Raw genomic sequence first — 11,443 nt, 5'->3', positions numbered from 1 at the left:
GGCGGTTGCGGGGGTGGTCGGCCGCTGCGCCGCTGAGGGTTCGGCGTGGCGGGTCGCCAGGCTTGCGGTTGGTGGGCTGGTCGGCCGCTGCGTTGGCGGGGTTCGGGCGACTGGTGGCTGCGCCGATGGGGTATGGGGTGGCTGGTGGTCGGACCGGCGGTTGGTGGGGCGGCTTGGGGTGACTGGGCCGGGTGGTGCCGTCAGGGCATTCGGTAGATCGACAGTGCGCGGGGGCGGGAGCGGAACTCGAACCGCTTGCCCAGTGGTCCGACCTCGCCGTCGGTGGCCACGCGGCGGTAGCCGTCGAGCAGTTGCACGTCCAGTGCGGCCATGTCCTGCTGGCGGTAGACGTGGCTGCGGGTGAGGGTCCTGGTCAGGGTGGCCAGGACGAACCGGGCCCGCGAGTACGGCAGGTCCGCGCGCAGGTAGCGCACGTCCAGCAGGCCGGTGTCCAGTGCGGGCCGCTGGGTCGGGGCGAAGCCCTTCGGGGCGTACGTGCCGTTGCCGACGAACAGCATCCACAGGAACTGCGGCCTGCCGTTCAGCTCCACCCGGATGGGCTGGGCCGAGCGCAGCGTGCGGGCCAGGGCCACCGCGCCCGCGGGCCACTTGCCCCACTTCTTGGCGGCCAGGTGCTCGCGCATGCGCACCATCTCCGGGTAGCCGCCCAGGCTGGCGGTGTTGACGAACCACCGCTGCTCGACGTCGCTGTTGTCGGTGATGCGCACCTCGGCCAGGTCGATCTGCACCCCGGTGCCCTCCTCGGCGGACTCCACCGCCTCCTGCACCGACTCCACGCCGACGTCGCGCGCGAAGTGGTTGAGCGTGCCCGCGGGGACCAGGACCAGGGGCAGCCGGAAGTCCGCGGCCACCGCCGCGACCGCTGCCACGGTGCCGTCGCCGCCCGCCACGCCCAGGGCCCGGACAGCGCCGTCGGCGGCCTCCACCTCGGCGGTGAGCTGCTCGATGATGCCCGAGCCGGGGGAGGGGTGGATCACCGTCGCCCGCGGCCAGAGCTGCTTGATGTCGTCGCCCGGGTCGGTGTTGTCCGGGCCGGAGTTGGGGTTGACCAGCACCAGCAGGCCCTCGCCGGCGTCCAGGGCGGCCAGCTCGGTGTGGTGGGCGGTGTGCGCGGGGCCCTCGTGGTCGGACTTGGGCCACCAGTGCCGGGTCGCCCAGGCCGCGCCGACGCCGATGGCCGAACCGGCCGCCACGTCGGTCGGCCAGTGCACCCCGGTGTGCACCCGGGAGTACGCCACCGCCGCCGCCAGCGGGGCCAGCACCAGCGCCACCGCGGGTGCCTCCATGGCCACCGCGGCGGTGAACGCCACCGCCGACGCCGAGTGCCCGGACGGGAAGGACGAGCTGGTCGGCCGCTTGGTGAGCCGCCGGTGCACCGGCAGCATGTCCGCCGCCGGGCGCCTGCGCGGGAACAGGTTCTTCGCCACCAGGTTCGCGCTCAGGCTGGCGATGGTGATCGCGCCCACCCCGCGCAGCGCCGCGCGCCGGGTCGGCCCCTTCCGCACCGCGAGCAGGGCCGCCACGCTGAACCACAGCCTGCCCTTGTTCGCCGAGGTGGACAGCGTTTTCAGGGCCGGGTCCAGCGGTGACCTGGGCAGCGCCCCGCTGCGGTAGACCAGGTCCTCGTCGATGCGGCCGACACTCTTGAACGACCTGCGCACTCGTCCGAACATGATCGTGGATTCAACCCGAATCGGTGACCGCCCGCCGGGTGGGGTGGGGCCGGGTGAGCGGCCGGTCACGGTGCGCTCGATAACAAAGCTGTGGACCTCCCCGATCGGCAGACGGTCCGCGTCGGGGTTTGCGCCTAGTCTGGGGGAATGCAGCGGCGGATCTTCGGCATCGAAACCGAGTTCGGCGTGACCTGTACGTTCCACGGGCAGCGCAGGCTGTCGCCGGACGAGGTCGCGCGGTACCTGTTCCGGCGGGTGGTTTCGTGGGGGCGTTCCTCGAACGTTTTCCTGCGCAACGGATCACGCCTCTACCTCGACGTGGGGTCGCACCCCGAGTACGCGACCGCGGAGTGCGACGACCTCGTCCAACTGGTCACCCACGACAAGGCCGGTGAGCGGATTCTGGAGGACCTGCTCGTCGACGCCGAGCGGCGGCTGGCCGACGAGGGCATCGGCGGCGACATCTTCCTGTTCAAGAACAACACCGACTCGGCGGGCAACTCCTACGGCTGCCACGAGAACTTCCTGGTGACCCGGGCCGGGGAGTTCTCCCGCATCGCCGACGTGCTGCTGCCGTTCCTGGTCACCAGGCAGCTCATCGCCGGGGCGGGCAAGGTGCTGCAGACCCCGCGCGGGGCCGTCTACTGCCTGTCGCAGCGGGCCGAGCACATCTGGGAGGGCGTCTCCAGCGCCACCACCCGCTCCCGGCCCATCATCAACACCCGCGACGAGCCGCACGCCGACGCCGAGCGGTACCGGCGCCTGCACGTCATCGTCGGCGACTCCAACATGTCCGAGTCGACCACCCTGCTCAAGGTCGGCACCGCCCACCTCGTGCTGGAGATGATCGAGGAGGGGGTCCAGTTCCGCGACTTCAGCCTGGACAACCCCATCCGGGCCATCCGCGAGATCAGCCACGACCTGACCGGCCGCAGGCTGGTCCGGCTGGCGGGTGGGCGCGAGGCCTCGGCCCTGGACATCCAGCGCGAGTACCACGCCAAGGCCGTCGAGCACGTCGCCCGCCGCTCCCCGGACCCGATGATGCAGCGCGTGGTCGACATGTGGGGCCGCGTCCTCGACGCGATCGAGGCCCAGGACCTGTCGAAGATCGACCGCGAGGTCGACTGGGCCATCAAGCACCGGCTGATCGAGCGCTACCGGGCCAAGCACGACATGGAGCTGTCGAGCCCCCGCGTCGCCCAGCTCGACCTCGCCTACCACGACATCCGCCGCGGCCGGGGCATCTTCGACCTGCTCCAGCGCAAGGACCTGGTGGCCAGGGTGACCGACGACAGCGAGATCGAACTCGCCAAGGACACCCCGCCGCAGACCACCAGGGCCAAGCTCCGCGGCGACTTCATCGCCGCCGCCCAGCACGCGGGCCGCGACTTCACGGTGGACTGGGTCCACCTCAAGCTCAACGACCAGGCGCAGCGCACTGTGCTGTGCAAGGACCCGTTCCGCGCCGTGGACGAGCGCGTGGAGCGCCTGATCGCTTCGCTGTAAGGGCCGCACGAACGACTGAGGGGCCGCGTCGGGTGACGCGGCCCCTCAGTCGTTCACGTGCGACCTGCCCGGTCGGACCAGGTCAGGAGGGAACGACGTTCTCCGCCTGCGGGCCCTTGGGGCCCTGGGTGATGTCGAACGCCACCTGCTGGTTCTCCTCCAGGGAGCGGTAGCCGGAACTCTGGATCGCACTGAAGTGGACGAACACGTCGGGCCCGCCACCATCCTGGGAGATGAAGCCGAAGCCCTTTTCCGCGTTGAACCACTTCACGGTGCCAGTCGCCATGCCTGTTCCTGTCCAAACCCGGGTGCCGCCGATCAGCACCCTCGTCCCGATCAACGATAGCGGCGTTCGCCGGTATCCCACATGTGTCTTTCCCCCGGTTCACAGCCGCGCAGGCGCTTCGGACCCCCTGCGCAACCGAGTTCAACAAGCAATTATCTCCTATCAAGATATCCAGAACGGCGGCCGTCCCTCTCTCATCAGAGCAGGGAAGAGGCGGATCAGGGACGCCACGGAAGGAGGATGTGAACTGTGGTTTCTCACTCTGCGTGTGACCGTTGTCGCGTTGGGGTGACTGCGGGGAGTTCGCACGCGTGTTCGGGCGTGGTGGGTGCGAGCGGGTGGTGGGTGGGCGTTATGGTGCGCTGGTGTCCGTCGCACGCGCCGAACGACTTGTGAACCTGGTGCTGTGCCTGCTCTCCACGCGGCAGTACCTCAGTGCGGAACGCATCCGGAAGATCGTCCCCGGATACGCCGACGCGCCCTCTGACGACGCCTTCTTCCGGACCTTCGAGCGGGACAAGACCGAGCTGCGCGAGCTGGGCATCCCCCTGGAGATCGGCCGCAACAAGGTGGCCGACCCCGTCGACGGGTACCGGATCGCCCGCCGCGACTACGAGTTGGGGGAGATCGACCTCGCCCCCGACGAGGCGGCGGCGGTGGCGCTCGCGGTGCGGTTGTGGGACTCGCCCGAGCTGACCGGGGCCGCGCACGGCGCCCTGCTCAAGCTGCGGGCCGCCGGGGTGGACGTCGACCAGGCCGCGCCGACGATGGTGGAGTCGAAGGTGCGCACCACCGAGCCCGCGTTCGGCCCGCTGCTCGCGGCCGTGCAGGCCGGGCAGGCGGTGGCCTTCCAGTACCGCAGGCCCTCGCCCGCCGAGCTGCGGGAACGGGTGCTCGAACCGTGGGGCGTCGTGTCCTGGCGGGGGCGCTGGTACGTCGTCGGCCACGACCGGGACCGGGGGGCGCCGCGCTGCTTCCGGCTGTCGCGGGTGGTGGGCGAGGTGCGCAAGGTCGGCAGGCCCGGGCAGGTCAGCAGGCCCGAGGACGTCGACCTGATGAAGTTCGTGGCCAGTTCCGGCGGCGAGCCGCAGCCCCCGGCCGGGGTGCGGTTGTGGGTCGCCGACGGCCGGGGCGCCGGGCTGCGGCGGTGGGCCGAGGTGGTCGAGCGGCGCGAGGTCGACGGGGTGCCGGGCGACGTGGTGGACCTGGAGCTGGCGTTCCCGGACACGGCGGCAGGCTGGATCGCCGGGTACGGCGCGGACGTGGTGGTGCTGGAACCGGACGTGCTGGCCAAGGCGGTGCGGGAGCGGCTGCTCGCCGCCGCGGGGGGTGGGCTGTGAGCGGGGCGCAGGATCGACTTCCCCGGCTGCTGGCGCTGGTGCCGTACCTGCTGGCGCGGCCCGGCATCCGCATCGACGACGCGGCGGCGGACTTCGGGGTGTCGGCGAAGCAGTTGCGCAAGGACCTGGAGCTGCTGTGGATGTGCGGGCTGCCGGGGTACGGCCCCGGTGACCTGATCGACATCTCCTTCGACGAGGACACCGTCACGATCACCTTCGACGCAGGCATGAACCGGCCGCTGCGGTTGACCGGGGCGGAGGCGACGGCGCTGCTGGTGGCGCTGCGGGCGCTGGTGGACACGCCGGGGGTGGCCGACGCGGACGCGATCCGGCGGGCGGTGGCCAAGATCGAGGCGGCGGCCGGGCAGGCGCGGCCCGCGGGGGTCGCGGTGGGGCTGGGCGTGCGGGAGGGCGCGGGGGCGGCGAAGGCGCGCGAGGTGGTGCAGCGCGCGTTGGGTGCCGGTCGGGCGCTGCGGATGACCTACTACACCGCGTCCAAGGACGAGATGACCGAGCGGGTGGTGGACCCGATGCGGATGCTGATCGTCGACGGCCGCGGCTACCTGGAGGCGTGGTGCCGCCGCGCCGAGGACGTGCGGTTGTTCCGCCTCGACCGGATCGACGAGGCCGTGGTGCTGGAGGAGGCCGCGGCGGCGCCGCCGTACGCGGAGCCGACGGACACCTCCTCGGGGCTGTTCCGGGCGGAGCCCGACCAGCGGACGGCGACGCTGGTGCTGGAGCCGGACGCGCGCTGGGTGTCGGAGTACTACCCGGTGGAGGACGTGCAGGAGGTCGACGGCGGCCGGTTGCGGGTGTCGATGCGGTACGCGGACACCTCGTGGATGGTGCGGCTGCTGCTGGGCCTCGGCGGTGAGGTGCGGGTGGAGCAACCGGTGGAGTTGGCGCAGCGGTTGCGCCGCCAGGCGGCGGAGGCGGTCGCCCGGATGGACCGTCACCTGGCGGCCACCTAGTCTCTCCCCGCTGTGCATGCTCAAGGGTGTGCGGTTGGTTACCGGTGTACCGGTAAGCTCCGGCGGGTGTCGTACCTGCCGAGTGCTGCCCTCGTCCTGGTCGGGTTGGGGTTGGTGACCGTGTTCGTGGTCCGCCTCCTGCGGGGGGCGGGTCGGGTTCGGTCGGCGGCGGGTGCGGCCAGGTCGGCGTTCGGGGATCGGGCGGGGTTGTTGCGGGCGCGGTCCGCGGCCTTGCGGGTCGCCGTCGCCGAGCGCGTACCATCGGCCAAGCGGGACGAGACAGGAGGACAGCGATGAATCTCGGACCATGGGAGATCATCATCATCGCGTTGGTGGTGATTCTTCTTTTCGGTGCGAAGAAGATGCCGCAGATGGCTCGCTCGCTGGGCCAGTCGATGCGCATCATCAAGGCCGAGACGAAGGGGATGCGCGGCGACGACGAGGCGGAGGCGAAGCCCGAGCAGGCCGCCCCGGCCGTGCAGCAGGCGCCCGCGCCGCAGTTGCCGCCGTCGACGCCGGAGAAGTCCCCGGAGCAGATGAAGGCCGAGATCGACGAGTTGCAGCGGAAGCTGGCGGCTCAGGACCAGGCGCAGAAGAACGCGAGCTGAACCGGTCCGGTCTTCCCTTCTGATCGACTACTGAGAGGTTCGGTTCCCTACGGTGGCGCGCGATCCGCACCGCCGGGCTGAAAGCCGCCGCGAGAAGAGGAAACTCAAGAGTCGCCGGCACAACCCCGACGGCACCATGACGTTGAAGGACCACCTCTACGAGCTGCGCAACCGGCTCGGCCTGGCGGTCCTGATCATCCTCATCGGCGGGGTGTTCGGCTTCATCTGGTTCTTCACGCCGCTGGGACCCGTGCCCGCGCTGGGCGACATCATCAAGCAGCCCTACTGCGCGCTGCCCGCGAACCTGAGGTTCGAGCCGAACGGGACGTGTCAGCTCCTGCAGACGCAGCCGTTCGAGGCGTTCATGGTGAACTTCAAGGTGGGCATCGCCGCGGGCATGGTGGTGACCGCGCCGGGGTGGCTGTACCAGGTGTGGGCGTTCATCACGCCCGGTCTCTACGCGAACGAGCGCCGGTTCGCGACGGTGTTCGTGGTCTTCGCGTCGCTGCTGTTCGCGGCGGGTGCGGTGTTGGCGTTCTACGTGATCCCGCAGGGCCTGGAGGTGCTGGTCTCCTTCGGCGGGTCGTTCTTCATCACGGCGTTGAACGCGAGTGACTACATCTCGTTCGTGCTGGTGATGCTGCTGATCTTCGGGGTGAGCTTCGAGCTGCCGCTGCTGGTGGTGATGCTGAACCGGGTCGGGGTGCTGTCCTACGAGAACCTGGCGAAGTGGCGCCGGGGGATCGTGTTCGGGCTGTTCGTCTTCGCCGCCATCGCGACACCGGGCACGGACCCGATCTCGATGGTCGCGTTGGGCGTGGCGATGACGGTGCTGTTCGAGGTGGCGGTGCAGCTTTCGCGGGTGCACGACCGGCGCAAGGCGCGCCGGGAGGCCGCGGAGGACCCGAACGCGAACCTGGCCGACGACGAGGCGACGCCCGCCGAGGCGTTGGCGCCGGTGGAGGTGGACCCGGTGGAGCCGGTGCAGCAGCACCCGGCGACGCGGCAGCAGGTTCCGCCGAAGCCGCCGCTGCGGGGCGGGAAGCCGAAGGGCAAGCCGGGCGGGGGCTTCGACGACGTGACCTGACCGGGGTCCGCCGGTCGGGTGTGGACATCGGGGTCCTCGGAGGGGGTTCGGTGGCGGGTCTGCGGGTTGCGCTGGCGGTGCACCCGGCGTCGGGGCACGGTGCGGCGGGTCGGGTGGCGCCGGTGGTGGCGGAGCGGTTGCGCGCGGTGTCGTCGCGGTTGACCGTGGTGGAGGCCGACACGGTGGAGCGGTCGCGGGCGCTGATGGTGCGCGCCCGGGATGAGGGGCTCGACGCGCTGGTGGTGCTGGGCGGGGACGGCTCCGCGCACCAGGCGGTGCAGTTCTGCGCGGAGCACGGGGTGCCGCTGGGTGTGGTGCCCGCCGGTACCGGCAACGACCTGGTCCGGGCGCTGGGGATGCCCGCCGACCCGGTCGCGGCGGTGGAAGCGGTGGTGGCGGCCCTGCGGGTGGGGGCGCGGCGGCGGATCGACCTGGGGCGGGTGGCCGGTGGTGCGTGGTTCGCCAGCGTGCTGTGCGCGGGGTTCGACTCGGCGGTGAACGAGCGGGTGAACCGGATGCGGTGGCCGCACGGGCGCAGGCGCTACGACCTGGCGATCGTGGCGGAGTTGGCGGCGTTGCGGCCGAGCCGGTTGGTGGTGGACACCGACGGCGGGGTGCTGGAGCTGGCGGCGACGATGGTGGCGGTGGGCAACACGGCCTATTACGGGGGTGGCATCCCGGTGTGCCCGGAGGCGGACCCGACCGACGGGCTGTTCGACCTGACCGTGGTGGGGGAGGTGTCCAGGGTGGACCTGGTGCGGATGTTGCCGACGATCCGGTCGGGGGCGCACGTGGGGCACCCGGCGGTGCGGGTGCTGCGGGCGCGGCGGGTGTCGTTGGGCGGGGACAACGAGTGGGTGGCGTACGCGGACGGGGAGCGGTTGGGGCCGTTGCCGGTGGTGGTGGAGTGCGTGCCGGGGGCCCTGGAACTGGTGGGCTGAGCGCTTTCCCGTCGACGCGGGTGGCGGTCGCGGTGGCGGGGTGCGGAAGTTCGGGCGACGAGTGTCGGTGTGGTGTGGAAGTCTGGTGGGGTGTCTGAGAGTCCTCTTCCCGATTCCTCCCCTGGTGGGTCTGCGTCCCCGGCCGAGCGCTACGCGGCGGCGCGGCGACGGGCGGCCAACCCGCGGTTGACGGAGTTCGCGGCCGAGTTGGCGTTCGAGATGGACCCCTTCCAGGTGCGCGGGTGCGAAGCGCTGGAGGAGGGGCACGGTGTGCTGGTGTGCGCGCCGACGGGCGCGGGCAAGACCGTGGTCGGTGAGTTCGCGGTGCACCTGGCGCTGGCGGAGGGGCGCAAGTGCTTCTACACCACGCCCATCAAGGCGTTGTCGAACCAGAAGTTCGCCGACCTGACCGCCCGGTACGGGGCGAAGTCGGTGGGGTTGCTGACCGGGGACACGTCGATCAACGGCAGCGCGCCGGTCGTGGTGATGACCACCGAGGTGCTGCGGAACATGCTCTACGCGGAGTCCCCGGCCCTGGAGGGGCTGGGCTACGTGGTGATGGACGAGGTGCACTACCTGGCCGACCGGTTCCGCGGGGCGGTGTGGGAGGAGGTGATCCTGCACCTGCCGGAGTGGGTGAACCTGGTGAGCCTGTCGGCGACGGTGTCCAACGCCGAGGAGTTCGGCGAGTGGCTGGTGGCCGTGCGCGGGGACACCACGGTCGTCGTCGACGAGCACCGGCCGGTGCCGCTGTGGCAGCACATGCTGGTGGGGTCGCGGATGATGGACCTGTTCGCCGGGGACGACGGCGGCGGCGAGTTGAAGATCAACCCGACGCTGGTGCGGCGCACCGAGGAGGTCGGGCGCGTCCACGCCCCGTGGCACAACCCGAAGGCGAAGGGCGGCCGGGCGGCGGGGGCGCGGGGGCCGAGGTTCAAGCCGCCGTCGCGCACCGAGGTCGTGGAGCGGCTGGGTGCGGCGGACCTGCTGCCCGCGATCGTGTTCGTGTTCTCCCGGGCGGGCTGCGAGGCGGCGGTGGCGCAGCTCGCGCGGTCGGGGCTGCGGCTGAACTCCGAGGACGAGGTCGCCGAGGTGCGGCGGATCGTGGAGTCGAAGACGCGGGACCTGCCGGACGCCGACCTGACCGTGCTGGGGTACTGGGAGTGGCGGGAGGCGCTTGAGCGCGGGTTCGCCGGGCACCACGCGGGGATGCTGCCCGCGTTCAAGGAGACGGTGGAGGAGCTGTTCGTCCGCGGCCTGGTGAAGGCCGTGTTCGCCACCGAGACGTTGGCGTTGGGGATCAACATGCCCGCGCGGACGGTCGTGCTGGAGCGGTTGGTGAAGTACAACGGCGAGGCGCACGTCGAGCTGACGCCGGGGGAGTACACGCAGCTCACCGGCCGGGCCGGGCGGCGCGGCATCGACGTGGAGGGCCACGCCGTGGTGGTGTGGCAGCCCGGGGTGGACCCGAAGTCGGTGGCCGGGCTGGCCTCGACGCGGACCTACCCGCTGCGGTCGTCGTTCCGGCCGGGCTACAACATGGCGGTCAACCTGGTCGACCGGTTGGGGGCGCGGCAGGCGCGGGAGATCCTGGAGCAGTCGTTCGCGCAGTTCCAGGCCGACCGGTCGGTGGTGGGGCTGTCGCGCAAGGTCGACCGCAACCGCGACGCGCTGGCCGGGTACACCGAGTCGATGACCTGCCACCTGGGCGACTTCACCGAGTACGCGTCGCTGCGCAGGCAGATCTCCGACCGGGAGAAGGCGCTGTCGCGGCAGACGGGGGCGGTGCGGCGGGCGGAGGCGGCGCACTCGCTGGAGCAACTGCGCAAGGGCGACGTGATCTCGGTGCCGACCGGCAGGCGGTCGGGGCTGGCGATCGTGATCGACCCCGGGCTCGACGCCTCGGGTGAGCCGCGGCCGTTGGTGGTGACCGAGGACCGGTGGGCCGGTCGGCTGTCGGTGGCGGACTTCCCGGGGCCGGTGTCGGCGCTGGGGCGGGTGCGGTTGCCCAGGCAGGTGGACATCCGCTCGCCCAAGTCGCGGCGCGACCTGGCCGCGACCCTGCGGGCCAGCGGGATCGAGGCCCCGACCCGGGTCCGGCGGCGCGGGTCGGGTGCCGCGGACGACGCGGACCTGGCGGCGTTGCGCCGGGCGCTGCGGGCGCACCCGTGCCACGGCTGCCAGGACCGGGAGGCGCACGCGCGGTGGGCGGAGCGCTACCAGCGGCTGCTGTCGGAGACAGAGCAGGTGGAGCGCAAGGTCGCGGCCACGACGCACTCGCTGGCGCGGGCGTTCGACCGCATCCGGGGCCTGCTGGCGGACCGGGGCTACCTGGCGCCGGGTGAGGGCGAACTGGCCGGGGAACAGGTGGTCACCGAGCACGGGCGGCGGCTGGCGCGGCTGTACTCGGAGTCCGACCTGCTGGCCGCGGAGTGCCTGCGCAACGGCGTGTGGGAGGGACTGCCCGCGCCGGAACTGGCGGCGGTGGTGTCGTGCCTGGTGTACGAGGCCCGCCGCGACGGACCCGTGGAAGCCCGACTGCCCGGCGGCGCGGTGGCCGACGCGGTCGCGGAGACGGCGCGGCTGTGGGCCGAACTGGAGTCCGACGAGCGCCACCACCGGCTGGACCGGACCCGGCAGCCCGACCCCGGGTTCGCCTGGACGGTGCTGCGCTGGGCGCGCGGGGAGTCGCTGGAGAAGGTGATCACGGCGGCGGAATCGGCGGGGTTGGAGCTGTCCGCCGGGGACTTCGTGCGCTGGTGCAGGCAGGTCATCGACCTGCTGGACCAGATCGGCACGGTGGTCGGCCGGGGCGATCCGGTGGGGAAGGCGGCGGACGAGGCTGTGCGCGCGATCCGTCGTGGGGTGGTCGCTCTGGCGGCGACCTGAGTTTCGGCCGTTGTGTGGTGCGCCCGGGTGGGTGCGCTCGGCTTTCGAGCCCGGTCTGTTTGTCGTGGGTGCCCGGGTGGGTGGATGTGTTTGGCCGGGGCCCCTATGGCGATCATGTGCT

The 11,443-nt window shown here is 71.9% G+C and carries 10 protein-coding genes; 8 read left to right on the top strand and 2 right to left on the bottom strand.

Translation table 11 applies throughout. The annotated features are described in order from the left end of the window. Window positions 1-200: 200 nt before the first annotated feature. Window positions 201-1,694: a bifunctional phosphatase PAP2/diacylglycerol kinase family protein gene (locus UO65_RS32230; protein WP_035290591.1), complete on the bottom strand. Its 1,494-nt coding sequence runs from the start codon at window positions 1,692-1,694 to the stop codon at window positions 201-203. 147 nt (window positions 1,695-1,841) lie between these two features. On the opposite strand from UO65_RS32230, the gene pafA reads away from it, so the two are divergent. Further along, window positions 1,842-3,200, top strand: a complete 1,359-nt coding sequence (gene pafA / locus UO65_RS32225) for a Pup--protein ligase (protein WP_035290589.1) — start codon at window positions 1,842-1,844, stop codon at window positions 3,198-3,200. Between the two features lie 82 nt (window positions 3,201-3,282). Here the strand turns inward: pafA and UO65_RS32220 are convergent, their stop codons facing one another. Further along, window positions 3,283-3,486, bottom strand: a complete 204-nt coding sequence (locus tag UO65_RS32220) for a cold-shock protein (protein ID WP_035290586.1) — start codon at window positions 3,484-3,486, stop codon at window positions 3,283-3,285. Window positions 3,487-3,851: 365 nt separating this feature from the next. On the opposite strand from UO65_RS32220, the gene UO65_RS32215 reads away from it, so the two are divergent. From UO65_RS32215 to UO65_RS32185, 7 genes are all read left to right on the top strand, one after another. Continuing rightward, a complete protein-coding gene (locus UO65_RS32215) occupies window positions 3,852-4,826 on the top strand; it encodes a helix-turn-helix transcriptional regulator (protein ID WP_035290583.1) in 975 nt (324 codons plus the stop codon). Continuing rightward, window positions 4,823-5,797 carry a helix-turn-helix transcriptional regulator gene (locus tag UO65_RS32210; protein WP_035290581.1) on the top strand — a complete coding sequence of 325 codons (975 nt, stop codon included), beginning with the start codon at window positions 4,823-4,825 and terminating at the stop codon, window positions 5,795-5,797. Before UO65_RS32215 ends, UO65_RS32210 begins: the two co-directional genes overlap by 4 nt. Window positions 5,798-5,809: 12 nt before the next feature. After that, window positions 5,810-6,094 (top strand): bacteriophage holin, encoded by a 285-nt coding sequence (locus UO65_RS37740; protein WP_324608994.1) that lies wholly within the window; start codon window positions 5,810-5,812, stop codon window positions 6,092-6,094. Continuing rightward, the gene (gene tatA, locus UO65_RS32200) at window positions 6,091-6,405 is read left to right on the top strand and encodes a Sec-independent protein translocase subunit TatA (RefSeq protein WP_035290577.1); all 315 of its coding nucleotides are present in this window, start codon (window positions 6,091-6,093) and stop codon (window positions 6,403-6,405) included. The genes UO65_RS37740 and tatA overlap by 4 nt, the downstream gene beginning before the upstream one ends. Before the next feature lie 136 nt (window positions 6,406-6,541). After that, on the top strand, window positions 6,542-7,492 hold the full coding sequence (gene tatC / locus UO65_RS32195) for a twin-arginine translocase subunit TatC (protein ID WP_084176447.1): 951 nt from the start codon (window positions 6,542-6,544) through the stop codon (window positions 7,490-7,492). Between the two features lie 59 nt (window positions 7,493-7,551). Beyond that, on the top strand, window positions 7,552-8,433 hold the full coding sequence (locus UO65_RS32190; protein WP_084176448.1) for a diacylglycerol/lipid kinase family protein: 882 nt from the start codon (window positions 7,552-7,554) through the stop codon (window positions 8,431-8,433). A gap of 186 nt (window positions 8,434-8,619) precedes the next feature. Then, window positions 8,620-11,322 carry a DEAD/DEAH box helicase gene (locus UO65_RS32185; protein ID WP_233427934.1) on the top strand — a complete coding sequence of 901 codons (2,703 nt, stop codon included), beginning with the start codon at window positions 8,620-8,622 and terminating at the stop codon, window positions 11,320-11,322. Window positions 11,323-11,443 lie beyond the last annotated feature (121 nt).

This window comes from Actinokineospora spheciospongiae (genome assembly GCF_000564855.1).
Classification (GTDB): domain Bacteria; phylum Actinomycetota; class Actinomycetes; order Mycobacteriales; family Pseudonocardiaceae; genus Actinokineospora; species Actinokineospora spheciospongiae.
The sequence above is the reverse complement of the archived record's forward strand: the minus strand, read 5'-3'. Positions and strand labels throughout refer to the sequence as shown.